We start from the raw sequence: 19,051 nt of genomic DNA on the forward strand, positions 1-19,051 counted from the left end.
TTGGGTCGTTAGCTCAGTTGGTAGAGCAGTTGGCTTTTAACCAATTGGTCGTAGGTTCGAATCCCACACGACCCACCATTTTTGAAACCAGTTAGCGCTGGAATCGAATCTTAAGATCAGACGCCAAAAGCTCTGTTCGCAGAAGGCGCCTTTCAAAGGTGCCTTTTTTTTACCGGGGTATAGCGCAGTCCGGTAGCGCGCCTGCTTTGGGAGCAGGATGTCAGGAGTTCGAATCCCCTTACCCCGACCATATTAAAAATCCTCGTATCGAAAGATACGGGGATTTTTTTTGCCTGCTGTAAATGCAAAAAAAGCCCTGCTTCTCGAATCAGAGGCAGGGCTTGGGTTTCAGAGGCTTAGCTATTGTCTTTAAGGTGTTCAAACAAGCCCTTCGGCATTTTTTTGCCATTGGCTTCGTAGTTGGCTTTCACGTTATCAAAAGCCTCTTGTTCCGAGATTTGACCATCGTGGTTGGTGTCGATCTTGTCGAAGTCAGCCTTGGGCGCCACCTTCAAAAATTCCGCGCGCGATACCTGGCCATCATCATCGGTATCGGTCCGGGCCATGGAGGCATCGCCGCATTTGCCTTCGCCGCATTTACCTTCTCCACATTTGCCTTCCGGCGTCTTCACGGCCTGTTCCGCCGAGGCCAACAAGTAGCCTTGAGTCAATGGCTGCGAAGCGAACACGGAGCCGGACAACATCATGCCGCCGGCCAGGACAGCGCCGAGCAGGCCAACGGTGTTTTTGCTGGGAGTAGTGGTGCGGGACATTACAAATCTCCTGGGTTGTACAACACAACCGTTCGATAAAGGACGCCATGTAAGGTGGCGATGACCGAAGCAGGCAGTGCCTTGCTCGGGTGGGGCCATTTAGCGGGTGTGGTGTATCGCTACTGTGTCGCGCAAGGGGGGCTTTGTAAGCGAAGGGATGGAATCAGTGGGGGAGATACAGTGAGACACAGATCTTCGGGTTGATGAAGAACAAATGTGGGAGCGGGCTTGCTCGCGAAGAGGCCATAACATTCAACATCAAAGTTGACTGTTACACCGTCTTCGCGAGCAAGCCCGCTCCCACAATGGATGTGTGTTAATGCAGTTTCAGACGCGGCTCAGTCCCGCGCCCAATCTTGCTGCCCAGCATCAACATCGCCGTGCGGAACGCGCCATATAGCGCCATCTGGTGCATGCGATACAGCGACACGTAAAACATTCGCGCCAGCCAGCCCTCGAGCATGACGCTGCCGGTCAGGTTGCCCATCAAGTTACCCACAGCCGAAAAACGCGACAGCGAAATCAGCGAACCATAGTCGGTGTACTTGTACTCCGGCAGGGCTTTGCCTTCGATCCGCAGTTTCAGCGATTTGGCCAGCAACGAAGCTTGCTGGTGCGCGGCCTGGGCACGCGGTGGCACGTTGCGGTCGCTGCCCGGTTGTGGGCATGCCGCACAGTCACCGAAGGCGAAGATGTTCTCGTCACGCGTGGTCTGCAGAGTCGGCAATACTTGCAGTTGATTGATGCGGTTGGTTTCCAGGCCATCGATGTCCTTGAGGAAGCCCGGCGCACGAATCCCCGCAGCCCAGACTTTGAGGCTGGCGTTGATCACTTTGCCATCGGCGGTAATCAGGCTATCTGCCGTCACTTCGCTGACTGCCGCATTGGTCATGACGTTGACCCCGAGTTTCTCCAGGGTTTTATGCACAGGCCCGCCGATTCGTTCCGGCAGAGCTGGTAATACCCGTGGCCCGGCTTCGATCAGGGTGATGTGCATGTTTTCCGGTTTAATCCGGTCCAGGCCGTAGGCCGCGAGTTCATGGGCGGCGTTGTGCAGTTCCGCTGCCAGCTCGACCCCGGTGGCACCGGCGCCGACGATCGCTACGCTAATCTGCTCGACCTTGTCGGTCTGCCCGGCGTGGGCGCGCAGGTAATGATTGAGCAGTTGTTGATGGAAGCGCTCGGCCTGTTTGCGGGTATCGAGGAACAGACAATGCTGCTCCGCGCCCTGCGTGCCGAAGTCATTGGTGGTGCTGCCGACGGCAATCACCAGCGAGTCATAGGGCACTTCGCGCGCCGGCACCAGTTCCAGGCCAGCCTCGTCGTAGGTGGCGGCCAACTGGATTTTCTTCTGTGCGCGATCGAGCCCGCTCATGCGCCCCAGCTGGAACTCGAAGTGGTTCCATTTTGCCTGGGCAACATAGTTGAGTTCGTCTTCGGAAGAGTTCAAGGAACCTGCCGCCACTTCGTGCAACAGCGGTTTCCAGATGTGGGTCAGGTTCGCGTCGACCAGCGTCACACTGGCCGTGCCGCGCTTGCCCAGAGTCTTACCCAGACGGGTAGCCAACTCCAGACCGCCGGCGCCGCCGCCAACGATGACAATACGATGAGTCATGGGGATATCTCGCAAGGCTAAAAGAAATCGGTGCAATTACCCGAGCGAGCGCGATGCTGCTCATAGCGTCAGGTAACTGATAAGTCGGCTCAACAGGCCTAAACCAATGGTCACTGCCAACACCAGTACCAGGAGCATCCACGGCCGGAAAGGCCGGCGCTCGACTTGGTGCTGGGACAGGCGCAGGTACTCTTCGACATGCTTTTGGTCGTCGGGGTTCAGGCGGCTGGTCATATTGGGCCTCGTCAGGTAGACGTTGCTGAATGTGTAGACGCTACAGCGCGCAGCGATGTCGCGACCTATCTGGAATGGGACGGAGCCACTTTGTAACACTCTGCGATCAGTTCCCGCAACGGACTCACAGACTGATCCCGACGTCGAAAACGATACTGCGCCCCAGGTTGCCGCGCAGGAAGTCCGGGGCTTCCGGGTGGGCGAACAACACTCGGGCGAAGGTCGGGCCGACCAGCGACAATGAGCGCCAGCCCTGACGCAGGTATTCGGTGGGCGGAGGAAAGTGGCTGTTGAGGTCCAGCACTTCGCGTTTGAGGCTGGCGAACGCGATGATGTCCAGTTCCCCCAGGTCCATGCCGCGCTCTTGGTAGTTGTGGGCTTTTTTGCGCAAGGTCGGCGCCAGTCTCAGCAGAAACTCATTGGCCGGGATGCGCCGGGGCTTGGCTTCGCGGCGCACCAGTTGGCTCAGGGAAAACGCGCTGCGTCGACGTTGCAGCTCGTCGCGCCATTCGTCGTTGAGGCGTCGACCCTCGTCGAGCACGAAGAACACTTCGAAGTTCGCATCGCGGAACAACACGTCCGGTGGCTCCCCAGCGGGGGCAAATTCGTCGGCGCGATAGGGAATGTTCAAGCCTTGCAACAGGCGCTGGCAAACCCAACGCTCACGCTCCCATTTGCGGGCATTGGAGAGGAACGTGTTGGCTTGCTCGGCCGCAATGGTCAGCAGGCGTAAATAATCTGAATCATCCATAGGCCCAAGCTTAGCGTTCAAATGTGATCTGAATAATAAGTCTGTCGCAAAAGAAAAAACTCTGTCGGGATTTCTTCAGCCGTTTTTTCTGGCATGCCTATGGGTTTTCATCAGCGAATCTCTTCTGCCGCCGTATCAGGTCCCTGATTAGCTGGCCCAGGCTCTTGCGCCTGATCCACCCATTCCCAGAACAGCTGATAGCCGACCGCGAGTATCACAGGACCGATGAACAGGCCGAGGATACCGCCCGTGACCATGCCGCCCAAGGCACCGATCAGCACCACGGGCATCGGTACATCGACGCCACGACCCAGCAGCAGCGGTTTGAGGACGTTATCGACCAATCCTGCGATGAAGACATAAATGGCAAACACAATGGTCGCCGTACTGGCACCTTCGCTCATGAAAACAAAGACGATGACCGGAAGGGTAATCAGGGTTGCCGGTAACTGCATGATGCCAAGCAGCAGCACCGCCAAGGCGAGAAGGCCGGCGCCGGGGACGCCCATGAGCACAAAACCGATGCCCACCAACAACATCTGGATGAACGCGATGCCGACCACCCCCAAGGCCACTGCCCGGATAGTTGCGGTGCACAAATCGGCGATTTTCGGCCCGTTGATTGGACCGCTGAAACGCGTAACGATTTGCACCGCGCTACGATGGCCGCTTTCTCCATACGCTAAAAAAATACCGGCAACAATCAGGGCGACGATGAATAAAAGGAGCCCCATGCCGACACCCGCAAGCTTGCTCAGCAATGAGAGGCTGACACCTTTGATCTGCGGCATGAACTTGTGGGCCAGATCGGGCAGGTCAGTGGCGGCTTGCGCCCACACGTTATAAATAGGTTCGCCCACCAGTGGCCAGCTCGCTACCGCATCGGAGGGTGGCGGAATATGGAAACTGTCGGTCTTGACCATGGTCATGACCTTCTCCACGGAATCCGCAATCGAGGCTCCCAACAAATAAATAGGCACCATAAGAATACTGATGACGACCAATACGATCAGCGTCGCGGTGAGCCCGTCTTTGTTCCCCAGCTTGTTTTTGAACCTGACTTGCAAGGGATAGAGGGTGATTGCCAGGATCACCGACCACAGCATCAGATCGAGGAACGGGCTGAATATCTGAAAGCAGAACATCACCAGAACGGCAATCACGCCGGCACGAATCAGTACATCGAGCAGGTCTCGGGAAAAAACCTTTTCGAGAATGGGTATGGGAACCATGGATTACCTCCTGTGGAAAGTGAACATGCCGCTCAGCGTCCCTTGTTATCCCGACCCATCCAGTCCACCGGATGTATCGCGAGATAGCTGTCGACGGCAGAACCTATTGTTGGAAAGAACGCTGTTTCACCCAGCCGCGCAAAAAGCCCGAAGCGCTTCAGCTTGTCTTTGACCGGGTCTTTCATTTCGGCTACGCACAACTTGATTCCCGCCGCGTGCAACGTTTCGTCCAGTTCCGCCAACATGTCGGCGGAGGTCACGTCCACGCTGGTGACAGGTTCCGCCGCAACCACCAGCCAGCACACTGGCGTAGGTGATGCGGCCACGGCGTCCAGCACTCGGTCATGGAACAACTCGGCGTTGGCGAAAAACAACGGTGCATCCCAGCGAAACAGGACCAGGCCGGGTACAAGGCGCGCGTCGGGATAGCGCTTGATGTCGTGATAACCCTTCACTCCGTCCGCACGTCCCAGGACGGCGGAGTAAGGACGCCAGCCATCCCACAGAAATTCGATGACGGCGATCACGATGGCCAGGCCGATCCCCTCGATCGCACCCAGCACGGCCACGCCGACGGTGCAGACGATTGACAGCCAGAACTCCCAGCGCTGGATTCGATAAATGCGTTGTAGGTCGGTGATCTCAATCAGGCCAATGGCGGAGGCGATCACCACCGCGGCCAAGGCGCTGGTAGGTAAATCCTCCAGGAGGTCCGGTGCGACCATTAGCAACATGGCAACCGCAAGCGCGCCGACGACTCCGGTCAACTGGGTTTTGGCACCTGCGGCCTCGGCCACGGGCGTACGTGAGGAACTGCTACAGATCGGAAAACCCTGAAACAATCCGGCGGCGAGATTGGTAAAACCGAGCCCCACCATTTCCTGGTTCGGGTCCACATAGGTACGGCTTCGTGCCGCATAGACACGTGAGAGCACGCTGGTATCGGCGAACGAAACCAGGGCAACGGCGCAGCCACCGATCAGGACGGGAACGATGTCGTCCCTGGTGATCCAGGGGATGGCGAAGGCAGGCAGGCCTTGTGGAAGAGAGCCGAGGACCGACACCCCCGCGCGTGTTGCAAGATCCAGCACACCCACAACGATGGTCGCTCCGGTCACGGCAATCAAAATGCCCGGCACGCGTTTGTTGCCCTTGAGCAGCAGAATCACGGCCAAGGTGGCTGCGCCGACCATGAAAGCGGTCCAGTTGGATTTTCCATCCATGACCGCTGTAACGATCGCCCACAGGTTTCTCAGCGGGCCGTCGGACTCAATCGAAAAACCGAAAAACTTGGGCAGTTGGCTGATCAATACCGTGAGCGCGATCCCGTTCATGTAGCCATAGCGGATCGGTTTGGAAAGAAGCTCCGTGACGAAGCCCAGGCGCGCGATGCCGGCCAGGATACACACCGCCCCTGATACGATCGCCATCATGCCCGCAAGGGCGATTGCACGATGCGGGTCGCCACCGGACAGTGGCAGGACGACCGCGAGAATGACGGCCGCCAGCGAGGAATCGGGCCCCAGCACCAGAATTCGGCTGGGGCCGAACAGCGCATACGCGAGTAGCCCGACGATGGTTGCGTAAAGGCCATAGATGCCGGGTACGCCCGATGCCACCGCGTAGGCGATGCCGACAGGCACCAGCATCGTGGTCAGCACCAGTCCGGCCACGAGGTCGTGCCGCAACCAGGTTATTTTGTATTCGCGCAGCGTGCGTAGTCCGGGCAACCAGCGACGCCAACCGGTGTCGCCGCTATTGCGATGGGCAATGCGGCCCGGTTCCGGGACGGGAGGCAAAGCATCCGAATGGCTCATAGGATGTGGCCCTTTGGTGTACAGCGCAGATTCGCTTGAACGTGCCGGTCAGAACTTTTCCGGAACTCGCCGCAACGGGTAATTCGGTTCACGATAGCCGCCTGATTTCTGCCGCTTGGGCAAAATCACCTTCTCGCGCGGCACATCCTTGTACGGAATACGGCTGAGCAGATCAGAGATGATATTGAGGCGGGCCCGCTTCTTGTCATTCGAGTTGGCCACGAGCCACGGAGCATGTTCGGTGTCGGTCGCCTTGAACATGTCGTCCCGCGCGCGGGAGTAGTCATACCAGCGACTGTATGACTTGAGATCCATTGGCGTCAGTTTCCAGATTTTGCGGCCGTCCTGGATCCGCGCCTGGAGCCGTCGGGTCTGCTCCTCTTCGCTGACTTCCAGCCAATACTTGAACAGCATGACGCCCGAGTCGACCATCATGCGTTCCATCAGGGGAGCCAGGGCCAGGAAACGGGTCACCTGCTCATCGGTACAAAACCCCATCACGCGCTCGACCCCGGCGCGGTTGTACCAACTACGATCGAAGATCACCACCTCGCCAGCCGCTGGCATGTGCGCCAGGTAGCGCTGCATGTACATCTGGCTTTTCTCGCGATCGGTCGGGGCGGGTAGCGCCACCACCCGAAAGACACGCGGGCTCACCCTCTCAGTGAGCGCCTTGATCGTCCCCCCCTTGCCGGCACCGTCGCGCCCCTCGAAGACGATACAAATCTTGATGCCTTTTTGTTTCACCCATTCCTGCAACTTGACCATTTCGACATGCAGTTGGCGTAGCTGCTCGAGATACGCTTTGTTCGTCAGTTTCGAGGGGGCAGCGGAGTTACGTTTAGCTGGGGTTTTCTTCTTGTCTTTTGCCATAACCAAAGCCTCACCTATGCCAGTCGCTGGTTACCGATAGATTGACCCTGCAAGTGCAACTATCAGTTTGCAGATCGCGCATTGCTTCGAGCAAACCTGGCGTCAGTCGTGGACGGCCCTCTGCTCTTGACGTTCAACGTCATCACCAACCGCGTGAGTCTAGTCCATGAATCAACCCTCTACAGGGTGGCTACAGGGCCTTGCACAAAACGGATAGCGATCTGCGCAAAGCGGCTATTGCCCCGTGCCCGGCGTCTCTACCCTCGGCTGTACGGACGTTAGCTGCGTTACCGACTCTTAAAAAAACAACAACAAGAGATAGATGCCATGCGCAAGATCGATGTACATGAGCTGATCGACAACGCTCGATTCAACCGCTTTCACTGGAGGGTGCTGTTCTGGTGCGCCCTGATCATCATCTTCGACGGATACGATCTGGTGATCTACGGCGTGGTGTTGCCGATGCTGATGAAAGAGTGGGGGCTCAGTCCCTTGCAAGCTGGCGCACTGGGAAGTTATGCACTGTTCGGGATGATGTTCGGGGCGCTGTTTTTCGGCCCGCTGTCGGACAAGATTGGCCGCAAGAAAGCCATCACCCTGTGCGTGATGCTCTTCAGCGGTTTTACCGTGCTCAATGGATTTGCTCGTAACCCCACTGAGTTCGGTCTCTGCCGGTTCATTGCCGGTCTGGGCATTGGCGGAGTAATGCCCAACGTCGTGGCGCTGATGAACGAGTACGCGCCGAAGAAAATCCGCAGCACGCTGGTGGCAATCATGTTCAGCGGCTATTCAGTGGGCGGCATGCTCTCGGCGGGGCTCGGCATCGTGCTGATCCCCCGTTTCGGTTGGCAATCGGTGTTTTACGTGGCGGTGCTGCCGTTGCTGTTGTTGCCATTGATCATGTATTTCCTGCCCGAGTCGGTGGGTTTCATGCTGCGTCAGGGGCGCAATCAAGAGGCGCGCAACGTTCTGCAACGGGTTGATCCGGCTTACATGGCACTCGCCAGCGATCAGTTGCACATGAGCGAAGTGAAGGCCACCGGCACCCCGGTGTTGCAACTGTTCCGCGAGGGCCGCGCGCTGCGCACGCTGATGCTGTGGCTGGCATTTTTCTGTTGCTTGCTGATGGTCTACGCCTTGAGTTCCTGGCTGCCGAAACTGATGGCCAACGCCGGTTACAGCCTGGGCTCGAGTCTGTCGTTCCTGCTGGTGCTCAACTTCGGTGCCATTTTCGGCGCGGTCGGCGGTGGTGTGCTGGGCGACAAGCTCAACCTGCCGCGCGTGTTGGCGGTGTTCTTCGTCGTGGCTGCGGTCTCGATCACCTTGCTGGGCTTCAACAGTCCGATGCCGGTGTTGTACCTGCTGATCGCCCTGGCCGGCGCCACCACCATTGGCTCGCAAATTCTGCTGTATGCCTGCGCCGCGCAGTTCTACTCCATGACCATTCGCTCGACCGGTCTGGGGTGGGCTTCAGGCATCGGCCGCAACGGCGCGATTGTCGGTCCGCTGCTGGGCGGTGCCTTGCTGGGGGTCAACCTGCCGCTGCAACTGAATTTCATGGCGTTTGCCTTGCCAGGTGCGGTGGCCGCCCTCGCCATGACCGTATTCGCCATCAGCAGCCAGCGCAGCGGTGCTGCCCGGACGTTGACGCCTACCAGCGCTTGAACGGACAGCGCTCGGCACGGCGGCATGCCGCACTTGCTGTTGAGTGCCCGACGTTCTGCGCCTCAGGTCACTTCAACCTGTCGATCAATAACAATAAGAGAACAGCGATGAAACAGACTTTTCCAGCAACCGGTTCAGGGTTGTCCCTGGCGCTCGTCTCGGTTTTTTCCAGTGGCGTGATGGCCGCTGAGAGCGGCTTCATCGAAGACGCCACCGCCACCTTGCAGGCGCGTAACTATTACTTCAGTCGGGATTTCTCGGACATCGTCGGGGCCAATCAACAGTCGAAGGCCGAAGAGTGGGCGCAAGGCTTCATCCTCAACGTCAAATCCGGTTATACCCAAGGCCCGGTCGGTTTTGGTGTGGATGTCATCGGCCTGCTCGGCCTCAAACTCGACAGCAGCCCGGACCGGGTCAATACCGGTTTGCTGCCGGTGCACGATGACGGGCGCGCGGCAAATGAGTACAGCCGCCTGGAAGGTGCGTTGAAGATGCGTTACTCCAGGACCGAGCTGAAAGTAGGGGAGTTGCAACCCAACGTGCCGGTGCTGGCCTTCAGCGATATCCGCCTGCTGCCGCCCAGCTATCAGGGCGCAAGCGTCAGCTCCAATGAAATCGATGGCCTGACCTTGCAAGGCGGCCACTTGAATTCGACCAGCCTGCGCAACGAGGCCGGCGACGAAAAGATGCAAGCCATGCTCGGTCATGTTCCGCAGCGTCAGGTCAGCAGCGATGGTTTCAACTTTGCTGGCGTCGACTACGCCTTCAATGACAAACGCAGCTCGGTCAGCGCCTGGTTCGGGCAACTGGAAGATATCTACAACCAGCGCTTTCTCGGCCTTAAACACAGCCAGCCGATGGGCGACTGGACCCTGGGCGCCAACCTCGGCTACTACGATTCGCGCGAAGATGGCAAAAAGTTGCTGGGGAATGTCGACAACCAGGCATTTTTCTCCTTGCTGTCGGCCAAGCGCGGCGGCCACACGTTTTATGTCGGCTATCAGGGCATGTTCGGCGACTCCGCTTTCCCGCGGGTGTTTGCCAACATCTCACCGCTGGGCAACGAGGTGCCGACCTACGAGTTCGCCTACACCGATGAGCGCTCCTGGCAGGCGCGCTACGACTACGACTTCGCGGCCCTCGGCGTGCCCGGCCTGACCAGCACCGTGCGTTACATCACCGGCCATAACGTCGACACCGGCAAGGGCTTTGAAGGCAAGGACCGCGAGCGCGATCTGGACATCGGTTATGTGCTGCAGAGCGGCAGCCTCAAAGGTCTCGGGCTCCGCGTGCGCAATGTGATGGCACGCTCCAACTACCGCAGCGATATCGACGAAAACCGCCTGATCCTCAGCTACACGTGGAAGCTGTTATGAGCCCGCGGTCATAGATCTGTGGATGACTTGGGATCTCGCTCGTTTACATCATCCCGAGCGAGTTCGGCAGAACCAGAGAAATCCACGGGACATAGGTAATCAATATCAGGAACAACAGCAGAATGATCAGCCAAGGCATCGCTGCACGAATGGTGGCGGTCAGTGACATGCCGGTCACCGCCGATGTGACAAACAGGTTCAGGCCCACGGGCGGCGTAATCAGACCGATCTCCAGGTTCACCACCATGATGATCCCCAAATGAATCGGGTCGATTCCCAACTTCATGGCAATCGGAAACATGATCGGCGCCAGGATCAGGATGATTGCCGAGGGCTCCATGAAGGCGCCAGCTATTAGCAACACGATGTTCACCACGAGCAGGAATGTCACCGGTGTCAGGCCTGCGCCGATGACCCAGGCGGTGATTTGTTGAGGTAATTGCTCGGTGGTCAGTACGTGGGCGAAGAGCATGGCGTTGGCGATGATGAACATCAGCATGATGCTCAGCTTGGCGGATTCGAGCAGTACCTTCGGTATCTCGCGAAACGACATGTCCTTGTAGACGAACAGCGCAATGAACGCCGCGTAGACCGCTGCCACGGCCGCCGCCTCGGTCGGGGTGAACATTCCGGAGTAGATGCCGCCCAGGATGATGAACATTAGCAGCAAGCCCCAAATGGCCTTGCGTGCCGCACTCAACCATTCACGAACAGTCGCCCGTGGCATGGCTGGCAGGTTTTTCCTCACGGCGACGACGTAGATGGCCACCATCAGCGCTGTACCCAGCAGCAGGCCGGGCACCACGCCGGCCATGAACAGCTTGCCGACCGAGGTTTCCGTCGCCGCGGCATACACCACCATCACAATAGAAGGAGGAATAAGAATCCCCAGGGTACCGGCGTTGCACACAATCCCGGCACCGAACGCCTGTGGATAACCGGAGCGGACCATCCCGGCAATGGCGATGGAACCTACGGCAGCTACCGTCGCGGGGCTTGAGCCGGACAACGCGGCGAACAGCATGCACGCCAGTACCGCCGCGATGGCCAGACCTCCGCGAATATGCCCAACGCACGCGTTGGCAAAGTCGATCAAGCGCCGCGCCACCCCGCCCGTGGTCATGAAGGCGCCGGCCAGCAAAAAGAACGGGATGGCCAGCAACGTGTAGTGTTCGGAGGTCTCGAACAGCTTGATGGCCAGCGACCGCACGGAGTCAGGGCTGAAAAAGATGATCGTCAGCGAACCGGCCAGGCCCAGGGAAATGGCGATCGGTACACCGATAAACATCAGTGCGAACAGAGCAGCGAAGAGGAAAAGAATAGTCATTTCTTGTGATCCTCATGCTCGGTCAGTTTCATCACCTCCGCAGCCTCGTCGGCCAGGCCCAGGCCCGTTTGACGGTTTTGCACGATGCGCACCAGGATCTCGGCAAAGCGGATGAACACCAAGGCAAAACCCACGGGCACAATCAGCCCGATGTGCCATTGCATGATGCCGTAATGACCGAGGTCCTCGGCACCGATGTCGGCGATGAACAAGGTCTGAATCCATTCGAAACTGGCGACGCTGAGCAGCCCCGCATAAACCAGACTGCAGAGGCAGGCAATGATGCCAATGATTCGCTGGACCGGTTTGCTGGCCAGTTTCACCAAGGCATCGACACCGATATGTCCGGCCGTGCGCACGCCATAGGACAAGCCAAAAAAGATCAGCCAGGCAAACAAGGCCTTGGTCAGCGATATGCTCCACGTCATGGCCTGGGCCATTCCCATGACGCTGTCGCCAATCGCGAACAAGGGTTCGCTGGCGCTCTGCCACTGCTCGGCGAGGCTGTAGAACACGCTATAGAGGTTGTTAAGGATGACGTAGACGAACGTGACCAGCGTCATTGCCGCCAGCAGGAAGACGATAAAACCTTCTTCGAAGTGATCCCAGATTCGCCGTAAGGCATTCATGAGTGGCATCTCCCGATCGAGTGATGACGATGAAACAGGGGCCGCCCTTTGGGGCGGCGCCCGCCGGCAGATTACTGAGTCTGGTTGGCGGCTTCGGCGGCCTTGATCAGGTCGGCACCGATATCACCTTCGAACTTCTTCCAGACCGGTTTCATTGCTTCGCGCCACTTGCCTCGTTGCTCTGGGGTCAGGGTGATGATTTCAGTGGTTTTGGCGTTGATGATGCTCTGTTTGGCATCCTGGTTCAGTTTCTCTGCGTCTTTGTTCACCTGAGTCGTGACCTCGACGATGATCTTTTCCAGTTCGGTTTTTATATCCGGCGGCAGGCCAGTCCAGAACTTGGTGTTGGTGATCAACATGTAATCGAGCAGGCCATGGTCGGATTCAGTGATGAACTTCTGCACTTCGTGCATTTTCTGGCTGTAGATATTCGAGTAAGGGTTTTCCGCGCCATTGACGACGCCGGTCTGCAAGCCCTGATACACCTCGGCGAAGCTCATCTTGCGAGGGTTGGCGCGTACCGCCTTGAATTGCTCTTCGAGCACGGCCGAAGCCTGCACGCGAAATTTCAAGCCGCGGGCATCGCCCGGTTCACGCAACGCCTTGTTGGCCGACAACTGCTTCATGCCGTTATGCCAATAGGCCAGACCGGTGATGTTCTTGCTTTCCATGGACTTGAGAAGCCCTTGGCCGTCAGGGCTTCGCTGGAAGCGGTCGACTGCCGAGATGTCATTGAACAGGAAGGGCAGATCGAACAATTGCAGCTTGGGTGTGTACTGCTCGAATTTGGCCAGCGACGGCGCAATCATCTGCACATCGCCCGACAGCAGTGCCTCCATTTCCTTGCCGTCACCAAACAGCGAAGAGTTTGGATAAACCTCTACCTTGACCTTGCCGGGCAGACGTTCTTCGACGAGTTTCTTGAACAGCAGGGCGCCTTGGCCTTTAGGCGTTTGTTCGGCAACCACATGAGAAAACTTGATAACGACTGGATCAGCCGCCAGCGTCAGACTCGACGCGCCTAGCGCGAGTGTGCAGGCGAGCGCGCTCCACAATGATTTGAGCATTTGGATGTTCCTCTTGTTTTAGTTCTCGTGCCGTTCATGTCTGAAACGCGTTTGCACGGTGGACAAGAGGAGTCTAGGCAATAAATCACCATTGGTCGTCGAGGCTAGTATTTCCAGAAAACCGGGATGAACAGCACCAGAACGGTGAGGATCTCCAGTCTTCCCAGCAGCATGCCAATGGTCAGCAGCCATTTGGCTGAATCGGGCAGTGTCGAGAAGTTACCTGCCGGGCCAATGATCGAACCAAGGCCTGGCCCCACATTGCAGACGGCGGTGGCCGCGCCACTCAATGCCGTGGTCCAGTCCAGGCCGATGAGCGCCAGGCCCATGGCAATCGCCCCGATGGTGATGGTGAAAAAGAAGGAAAACGTCAGGAGTGAGCGGGCGATGTCCTCATCGATGGGACGATTGTTGTATTTCTTCTGGATGACGGCGCGAGGATGAATCAATTGTTTCAGGCTGCCCATGAGCAGGGCGCCAGCCACTTGAAAACGAAAAATTTTAAGGCCGCCGGCAGTGGAGCCGGAGCAGCCGCCGACAAAGGTCAGATAAAAAAACAGCAACACGGAGAAGCTGCCCCACAACGTGTAATCCCCTAGCGCCACGCCGGTCGTCGTGACCACAGACGTCACGTTGACCGCCACGATCCGAAACGCTTCCCACCAGCCGTACTCGCTGTTCAAGCACAGCCAGGTGCCGAACAGCAGCCAGGTAATGAGCAAAAAGCCAATGAAGCCGCGTACCTGATGATCGTTGAACAAGGCCTGTTTGTTCCCGCGCAGCATGCTCACATACAGCGTAAAAGGCAGGCTGCCCAGAATCATGATCACCACCGACACCCAATGAATGGCCGGTTGTGTCCAGTGCGCCAGAGAAGAATCGGAGGTGGAAAATCCTCCTGTGGAAATCAACGCCATTGCATGATTGACAGCTTCGAACGGCGTCATTCCGGCTATCCACAGCGCCAGCGTGGAAACAGCGGTCAGGCCGACATACAGCCCCAGAATATATTTGGCCGCGACATGGGAGCGTGGTGTGACCTTCTCTGACCAGTCGGATGATTCGGTTTGGAACAGGCGCATCCCCCCGACCCGTAATAGCGGCAGGATGGCCACGGCCATGCCGATGAAGCCGATCCCGCCCAGCCAATGCAGCATTGAACGCCAGATCAGCAACCCGGGGGAGGCGGTGTCCAGGCCGGTCAGGATGGTCGATCCGGTGGTGGTGATGCCGGACATCGTTTCAAAAAACGCGTCGGTGTAACTGATGTGCTGGATAAAGACCATGGGCAATGCGGCAAACATGCAGACGACCACCCAACTGGCGGTTGTCAGCATGTACATATCGCGGGGACGCAACTGAGCGTTTTCAGGACGTCCCTTGTTAATCAGCAGCAGCCCGGACACCATCGTGATCACAATTGACCACCCAAAGGCTGACATCTCATCGTTGCGTTCATGGATCATCAGCGTGAGCAGCGGTATCGCCATGCTCACCGCGAGGGTGATCAGGAAAATACCCAAGATGAAACCGATAAACCGCAAAACCGCAATGGACATAAATAACGCCTGTTTTGTTAGCGTCGCGCAGTATCGACCGGCTTGTCGTTTTGTCTCGTAAAGTTTGCGTAACGTTTTTTCGATCCTTCGGATTCTCTACTCGTCGGGTAAACGCGCGACACGGCCAGTCAGAACGCCGGTATAGACTGAGAGCTATCACGATGGGAGAGACGCGTGAAATATAGAACAGTGTTGCTGCTCAGCCGTTTGTTTCCGTGGACGCCGGCGCCCCGGAAATCACGCCTATGATCGGCGCCGAACTGCTGTCACAGCAAAGCCTCACAGTCGGTTGGCTGATCTATGTGCCGGCAGTGATCTGGGCTGTCTGTCGAGCGCCCTGGGTCGAACTGTTCAGCGATAGCCGTCGTCAGCATCTGTTGTTCGGCACGGTGTTCGCGCTGTTCTTGCTCTGGCTGGTGCGACGGGACTTCGACACTGGCGTGTCCTATCACTTCATCGGCATGACGGCCGTGACGTTACTGCTGGATTGGCCATTGGCGATTGTCGGCGGGTTGGTCGCGCAAACGGGATTGGTCCTGCTCGGGCGGCAGGACATGGTGGCCATGGGGGTCAACGGCGCGCTGCTGATTCTGCTCCCGGTACTGATTACCGAGTGTTGCGCCATTCTGGTCGAGCGCGCGCAGCCGCGTAACCCCTTTGTGTACATCTTCTGTTCGGGTTTTTTTGCCGCTGCATTGTCGGCCCTGTTGTGCCTGATCCTGGCGCTCACGCTGCTGTGGTACGACGAACGTTTCGCCATGCCGTACTGGCTGACAGATTTTGTCGGCTACCTGTGGCTGCTGATTTTCCCGGAAGCCTTTATCAACGGCATGGTGGTCAGCGCATTGGTGGTGTTCTGCCCCGAATGGTTGGAGACATTCAATCGCACCCGCTACCTTTCGGCGCCCTGGAAAGACGACGATCCCAAATCTTGATCCACATCAAATCCAAAAAACATTGCCGAATCCATGCTCTGGAAAACTTTCAGGAGCAATGGCATGAGTGTGTATGAGTGGGCCCGGCAGGAGTTGCGTCGGAGTGTGGATATGGCGCAAGAGGTGGGTTTCGATCCGGGGTTGAGCCTGCGCGCCTTGCTCAGTGCGGTGGTGCAGCAGAGCAAGGCGGTACGCAATATAGAAGACCTGGCCGATGAGTTGCGGTTTCTCGCCGAGAACCTCGACGAAGGCCAGGACTATGGTTTTATGCGGCCTTGAGGGACGGGATCAGTGACGCGGGTCGAAGTCGCCGCTGAACATCTCGTCCTCGGCATCCGGGCTCACCGGGATCTTGTGTTCTTCCGACGCCCAGGCGCCCAGGTCGATCAGTTTGCAACGGTCTGAACAGAATGGCCGGAACTTGCTTTCGGGGCTCCATTCGACAGGGGCGCCACAGGTTGGGCAATCGACGGTTGGGGTTTGGCTCATGACTGGCCTCCACGCAAAGTAAGGTAAAAATGATGCAGGCGTTCGACCTCGCTGTGTAGCCAGGCGAGGTCGCGGTCGTTGACCACCACATCGTCGGCATGGCTCACGCGGTCCTGTCGGCTGGCCTGGGCCTTGAGGATCGCCTGGACCTGCTGTTCGCTGGTCTGGTCACGCTGCAGGGTGCGTTCGATCTGTAACTGTTCCGGAGCATCGATAACCAAAACCCGTTGGGTCATGGCGTACTGCCCGGACTCGATCAGCAGCGGCGAAACCAGAATCGCATAAGGCGATTGTGCCTTGGCCAGATGGTGAGTGATTTCTTCGGCGATCAGCGGATGCAACAGCGCTTCGAGCCAGCGGCGTTCATCCGGCACTTCGAAGATCAGCTTGCGCAGCGCCGCGCGATCCAGTTGGCCGTTGGCTTGCAGCACGCCGGGGCCAAAGTGCTCGGCGATCTTCGCCAGTGCCGGGCGCCCGGGCTCCACCACCCAGCGAGCCGCATGATCGGCGTCCACCACGTGCACGCCCAGATCGATGAAGTGCTGGGCGGCGGCGCTTTTGCCGCTGCCGATGCCGCCGGTCAGGCCGAGAATCCAGGGTTTTTTCACAGGGGTATTCATTTCAAACCGACAAACTGCCAATAGAAGCCGGTTATTTGACCACCCCAGAGCAAGGCAATCCAGCCGGCAATGGCCAGATAGGGGCCAAAGGGCAGCGGCGTCGAGGTTTTCGCGTCCCGCAGGCGTAGCACAATCACCCCGATGACGGCGCCCAGCAGCGATGACAGCAGGATGGTCATAGGCAGGATCTGCCAGCCGCCCCAGGCGCCGAGCATCGCCAACAGCTTGAAGTCACCGTAGCCGATGCCGTCCTTGCCGGTGATCAGCTTGAACAGCCAGAACACCGTCCACAGCGCCATGTAGCCGGCCACCGCGCCCCAGAGCGCGTCATGCAGTGAAACGAAAAGCCCGAAACTGTTGACGATCAACCCCAGCCATATCAACGGCAGCACCAGCACGTCCGGCAACAGCTGATGCTCGGCGTCGATCAGGCTCATCGCCAACAGGCCCCAGCTCAGGATCAGCACCATGCAGGCCTGCCAGCCGAAACCGAAATGCCAGGCGACGAACGCCGACAGCACGCCACAGGCCAGTTCGGTCAGCGGGTAACGTTTGCTGATCGGCGTCGCGCAGTTCGAGCATCGCCCGCGTAAAAACAGATAACTGAGCACCGGAATGTTTTCCCACGCTCGAATCCGATGGCCACAGCCGGGGCACTCGGAATGAGGCAGTATCAGGTTGTAAACCGGGCTGGGGACTTCGGGTGGCAAATCCAGGATGTCATGGGCTTGCAAGCGCCATTCACGCTCAAGCATTTTCGGCAGGCGCCAGACCACCACGTTGAGGAAACTGCCGATCAGCAAACCGATCACCGATGCGCTGATCACAAAGGCCAGCGGGTCGAGACTCAGAAATTCGTTCAAGGACATATCAGATCGCTGAGCCAAGTTGGAAGATGGGCAGGTACATCGCAACCACCAGGCCGCCGACGATAACCCCCAGCACCACCATGATGAAAGGCTCCATCAGGCTGGTCAGGTTATCGACCATGTTATCCACCTCGTCCTCATAGAAGCTCGCGACCTTGTCGAGCATGTCATCCAGTGCGCCAGACTCTTCGCCAATGGCCGTCATCTGGATCGCCATGTTCGGGAAGATGCCGGAGGTGCGCATGGCAAAATTCAGCTGCATGCCGGTTGAAACGTCCTGCTTGATGCGTAACACCGCTCGCTTGAACACGATGTTGCCGGTTGCGCCCGCCACTGAATCCAGAGCCTCGACCAGTGGCACGCCGGCGGCGAACGTCGTCGACAAGGTGCGGGCGTAACGGGCCACGGCGGACTTGTACATGAGCGCGCCAATCAACGGCAGTTTGAGCAGCCAGGTGTCCATCCGGTCTCGAAAGCCCGGGGACTTTTTAAAGGCATGACGGACGCCGAAGACCAGCGCACCCAACAGGCCGAGCACCATCCACCACCAGGCCTGCAGGAACTCCGACAAGCCGATGACCATCACGGTGAACGCTGGCAGCTCGGCGCCAAACCCCGAGAACACCGACTCGAATTGCGGCACAACCTTGACCAGTAGAATCCCGGTCACGATGATCGCGACGAACACCACCGCCAGCGGATAGGTCATGGCTTTCTTGATCTTGGCCTTGAGGCTTTCGCTCTTTTCCTTGTAGGTCGCGACCCGTTCCAGCAGGGTATCCAGGGCGCCGGCCTGTTCACCGGCATCCACCAGGTTGCAGTACAGCTCATCGAAATACTGGGGCTTTTTGCGCAGGGCCGCGGCGAAGCTGTTCCCGGCCGCGACTTCCTGTTTCACCTCGTCCACCAGCTTGCGCATGTTCGGATTATCGAAGCCCTCACCGATAATGTCGAATGATTGCAGCAACGGTACGCCGGCTTTCATCATGGTCGCCATCTGCCGGGTAAACAGGGCAATGTCCAGGGCCTTGATGCGTTTGCCGGCGTTGAAAATGGACGCGGTTTTTTTCCGTACCTTGCCCGGGTTGATCCCTTGCTTGCGTAACTGAGCCTTGATCAGCGCGGGATTCTGGCCGGTCAATTCGCCGGTCATTCTTGCGCCTTTTTTGTCGGTGCCTTCCCAGGCATATACGCTGATTTTCGCTGCTTTGACCGCCATG

Annotated in this window: 19 protein-coding genes and 2 tRNA genes; 6 read left to right on the top strand and 15 right to left on the bottom strand. The window is 58.1% G+C overall.

Features of this window, described 5'->3' with window-relative positions:
- The first annotated feature begins 2 nt into the window (after positions 1–2).
- Both ABH909_RS07865 and ABH909_RS07870 read left to right on the top strand, forming a co-directional pair.
- Positions 3–78: transfer RNA gene (locus ABH909_RS07865), tRNA-Lys, on the top strand.
- A 95-nt stretch (positions 79–173) separates the two neighbouring features.
- A tRNA-Pro gene (locus tag ABH909_RS07870) sits at positions 174–250 on the top strand.
- A gap of 106 nt (positions 251–356) precedes the next feature.
- On the opposite strand, the gene ABH909_RS07875 is transcribed toward ABH909_RS07870, so the two are convergent.
- From ABH909_RS07875 to ppk2, 7 genes are all read right to left on the bottom strand, one after another.
- A complete protein-coding gene (locus tag ABH909_RS07875; protein WP_429431894.1) occupies positions 357–773 on the bottom strand; it encodes an HvfA family oxazolone/thioamide-modified RiPP metallophore in 417 nt (138 codons plus the stop codon).
- A 316-nt stretch (positions 774–1,089) separates the two neighbouring features.
- On the bottom strand, positions 1,090–2,388 hold the full coding sequence (locus ABH909_RS07880; RefSeq protein ID WP_429431897.1) for an NAD(P)/FAD-dependent oxidoreductase: 1,299 nt from the start codon (positions 2,386–2,388) through the stop codon (positions 1,090–1,092).
- A 60-nt stretch (positions 2,389–2,448) separates the two neighbouring features.
- Entirely contained in the window at positions 2,449–2,622 is a 174-nt protein-coding gene (locus ABH909_RS07885) for a DUF3094 domain-containing protein (RefSeq protein WP_050681443.1), read from the bottom strand.
- A 124-nt stretch (positions 2,623–2,746) separates the two neighbouring features.
- On the bottom strand, positions 2,747–3,373 hold the full coding sequence (locus ABH909_RS07890) for a DUF1780 domain-containing protein (protein WP_095630608.1): 627 nt from the start codon (positions 3,371–3,373) through the stop codon (positions 2,747–2,749).
- 110 nt (positions 3,374–3,483) lie between these two features.
- The gene (locus ABH909_RS07895) at positions 3,484–4,605 is read right to left on the bottom strand and encodes an AI-2E family transporter (RefSeq protein WP_429431902.1); all 1,122 of its coding nucleotides are present in this window, start codon (positions 4,603–4,605) and stop codon (positions 3,484–3,486) included.
- A 32-nt stretch (positions 4,606–4,637) separates the two neighbouring features.
- Complete coding sequence (locus ABH909_RS07900) at positions 4,638–6,422, bottom strand: SulP family inorganic anion transporter (RefSeq protein WP_429431905.1); 1,785 nt, start codon at positions 6,420–6,422, stop codon at positions 4,638–4,640.
- 48 nt (positions 6,423–6,470) lie between these two features.
- Positions 6,471–7,295 (bottom strand): polyphosphate kinase 2, encoded by an 825-nt coding sequence (gene ppk2, locus ABH909_RS07905; RefSeq protein WP_429431908.1) that lies wholly within the window; start codon positions 7,293–7,295, stop codon positions 6,471–6,473.
- A 327-nt stretch (positions 7,296–7,622) separates the two neighbouring features.
- Here ppk2 and ABH909_RS07910 point away from each other — a divergent pair, with 327 nt between their 5' ends.
- Together ABH909_RS07910 and ABH909_RS07915 are read left to right on the top strand one after the other, a co-directional pair.
- Positions 7,623–8,960: an aromatic acid/H+ symport family MFS transporter gene (locus ABH909_RS07910; protein WP_429431911.1), complete on the top strand. Its 1,338-nt coding sequence runs from the start codon at positions 7,623–7,625 to the stop codon at positions 8,958–8,960.
- A 107-nt stretch (positions 8,961–9,067) separates the two neighbouring features.
- On the top strand, positions 9,068–10,336 hold the full coding sequence (locus ABH909_RS07915; RefSeq protein WP_429431914.1) for an OprD family porin: 1,269 nt from the start codon (positions 9,068–9,070) through the stop codon (positions 10,334–10,336).
- Positions 10,337–10,379: 43 nt separating this feature from the next.
- On the opposite strand, the gene dctM is transcribed toward ABH909_RS07915, so the two are convergent.
- The 4 genes from dctM to ABH909_RS07935 form a co-directional block, all read right to left on the bottom strand.
- The gene (gene dctM / locus ABH909_RS07920) at positions 10,380–11,663 is read right to left on the bottom strand and encodes a C4-dicarboxylate TRAP transporter large permease protein DctM (RefSeq protein ID WP_183682691.1); all 1,284 of its coding nucleotides are present in this window, start codon (positions 11,661–11,663) and stop codon (positions 10,380–10,382) included.
- Entirely contained in the window at positions 11,660–12,292 is a 633-nt protein-coding gene (locus ABH909_RS07925) for a TRAP transporter small permease (protein ID WP_429431918.1), read from the bottom strand. Before ABH909_RS07925 ends, dctM begins: the two co-directional genes overlap by 4 nt.
- Positions 12,293–12,363: 71 nt before the next feature.
- Positions 12,364–13,359: a TRAP transporter substrate-binding protein gene (locus tag ABH909_RS07930; RefSeq protein ID WP_429431921.1), complete on the bottom strand. Its 996-nt coding sequence runs from the start codon at positions 13,357–13,359 to the stop codon at positions 12,364–12,366.
- A gap of 104 nt (positions 13,360–13,463) precedes the next feature.
- Positions 13,464–14,918 (bottom strand): TrkH family potassium uptake protein, encoded by a 1,455-nt coding sequence (locus ABH909_RS07935; protein ID WP_429431923.1) that lies wholly within the window; start codon positions 14,916–14,918, stop codon positions 13,464–13,466.
- Between the two features lie 245 nt (positions 14,919–15,163).
- Between ABH909_RS07935 and ABH909_RS07940 the strand changes: the two genes are divergently transcribed.
- Both ABH909_RS07940 and ABH909_RS07945 read left to right on the top strand, forming a co-directional pair.
- Positions 15,164–15,853 (top strand): energy-coupling factor ABC transporter permease, encoded by a 690-nt coding sequence (locus ABH909_RS07940; protein ID WP_429431925.1) that lies wholly within the window; start codon positions 15,164–15,166, stop codon positions 15,851–15,853.
- 63 nt (positions 15,854–15,916) lie between these two features.
- Positions 15,917–16,132 carry a hypothetical protein gene (locus tag ABH909_RS07945; RefSeq protein ID WP_429431928.1) on the top strand — a complete coding sequence of 72 codons (216 nt, stop codon included), beginning with the start codon at positions 15,917–15,919 and terminating at the stop codon, positions 16,130–16,132.
- A gap of 9 nt (positions 16,133–16,141) precedes the next feature.
- On the opposite strand, the gene yacG is transcribed toward ABH909_RS07945, so the two are convergent.
- From yacG to ABH909_RS07965, 4 genes are read right to left on the bottom strand one after another with little or no spacing between them, the layout of a single operon-like run.
- Positions 16,142–16,342, bottom strand: a complete 201-nt coding sequence (gene yacG, locus ABH909_RS07950; protein WP_429431930.1) for a DNA gyrase inhibitor YacG — start codon at positions 16,340–16,342, stop codon at positions 16,142–16,144.
- Positions 16,339–16,962 carry a dephospho-CoA kinase gene (coaE, locus tag ABH909_RS07955; protein WP_429431933.1) on the bottom strand — a complete coding sequence of 208 codons (624 nt, stop codon included), beginning with the start codon at positions 16,960–16,962 and terminating at the stop codon, positions 16,339–16,341. The genes yacG and coaE overlap by 4 nt, the downstream gene beginning before the upstream one ends.
- Positions 16,959–17,831, bottom strand: a complete 873-nt coding sequence (locus tag ABH909_RS07960) for a prepilin peptidase (RefSeq protein WP_429431936.1) — start codon at positions 17,829–17,831, stop codon at positions 16,959–16,961. The genes coaE and ABH909_RS07960 overlap by 4 nt, the downstream gene beginning before the upstream one ends.
- A 1-nt stretch (position 17,832) precedes the next feature.
- A complete protein-coding gene (locus ABH909_RS07965; protein ID WP_429431939.1) occupies positions 17,833–19,050 on the bottom strand; it encodes a type II secretion system F family protein in 1,218 nt (405 codons plus the stop codon).
- Between the last annotated feature and the right edge of the window lies 1 nt (position 19,051).

Source organism: Pseudomonas sp. BS3782 TE3695 (genome assembly GCF_050435305.1).
In the GTDB taxonomy this organism is placed as follows: domain Bacteria; phylum Pseudomonadota; class Gammaproteobacteria; order Pseudomonadales; family Pseudomonadaceae; genus Aquipseudomonas.

Coding starts and splice junctions, on each gene's coding strand:
- ABH909_RS07890 (WP_095630608.1), bottom strand. CDS start 3,373: ATGGATGATTCAGATTATTTACGCCTGCTGACCATTGCGGCCGAGCAA.
- ABH909_RS07880 (WP_429431897.1), bottom strand. CDS start 2,388: ATGACTCATCGTATTGTCATCGTTGGCGGCGGCGCCGGCGGTCTGGAG.
- ABH909_RS07930 (WP_429431921.1), bottom strand. CDS start 13,359: ATGCTCAAATCATTGTGGAGCGCGCTCGCCTGCACACTCGCGCTAGGC.
- ABH909_RS07900 (WP_429431905.1), bottom strand. CDS start 6,422: ATGAGCCATTCGGATGCTTTGCCTCCCGTCCCGGAACCGGGCCGCATT.
- ABH909_RS07895 (WP_429431902.1), bottom strand. CDS start 4,605: ATGGTTCCCATACCCATTCTCGAAAAGGTTTTTTCCCGAGACCTGCTC.
- coaE (WP_429431933.1), bottom strand. CDS start 16,962: ATGAATACCCCTGTGAAAAAACCCTGGATTCTCGGCCTGACCGGCGGC.
- ABH909_RS07945 (WP_429431928.1), top strand. CDS start 15,917: ATGAGTGTGTATGAGTGGGCCCGGCAGGAGTTGCGTCGGAGTGTGGAT.
- ABH909_RS07935 (WP_429431923.1), bottom strand. CDS start 14,918: ATGTCCATTGCGGTTTTGCGGTTTATCGGTTTCATCTTGGGTATTTTC.
- ABH909_RS07925 (WP_429431918.1), bottom strand. CDS start 12,292: ATGAATGCCTTACGGCGAATCTGGGATCACTTCGAAGAAGGTTTTATC.
- ABH909_RS07875 (WP_429431894.1), bottom strand. CDS start 773: ATGTCCCGCACCACTACTCCCAGCAAAAACACCGTTGGCCTGCTCGGC.
- ABH909_RS07965 (WP_429431939.1), bottom strand. CDS start 19,050: ATGGCGGTCAAAGCAGCGAAAATCAGCGTATATGCCTGGGAAGGCACC.
- ABH909_RS07885 (WP_050681443.1), bottom strand. CDS start 2,622: ATGACCAGCCGCCTGAACCCCGACGACCAAAAGCATGTCGAAGAGTAC.
- ABH909_RS07915 (WP_429431914.1), top strand. CDS start 9,068: ATGAAACAGACTTTTCCAGCAACCGGTTCAGGGTTGTCCCTGGCGCTC.
- yacG (WP_429431930.1), bottom strand. CDS start 16,342: ATGAGCCAAACCCCAACCGTCGATTGCCCAACCTGTGGCGCCCCTGTC.
- ppk2 (WP_429431908.1), bottom strand. CDS start 7,295: ATGGCAAAAGACAAGAAGAAAACCCCAGCTAAACGTAACTCCGCTGCC.
- ABH909_RS07960 (WP_429431936.1), bottom strand. CDS start 17,831: ATGTCCTTGAACGAATTTCTGAGTCTCGACCCGCTGGCCTTTGTGATC.
- dctM (WP_183682691.1), bottom strand. CDS start 11,663: ATGACTATTCTTTTCCTCTTCGCTGCTCTGTTCGCACTGATGTTTATC.
- ABH909_RS07940 (WP_429431925.1), top strand. CDS start 15,164: ATGATCGGCGCCGAACTGCTGTCACAGCAAAGCCTCACAGTCGGTTGG.
- ABH909_RS07910 (WP_429431911.1), top strand. CDS start 7,623: ATGCGCAAGATCGATGTACATGAGCTGATCGACAACGCTCGATTCAAC.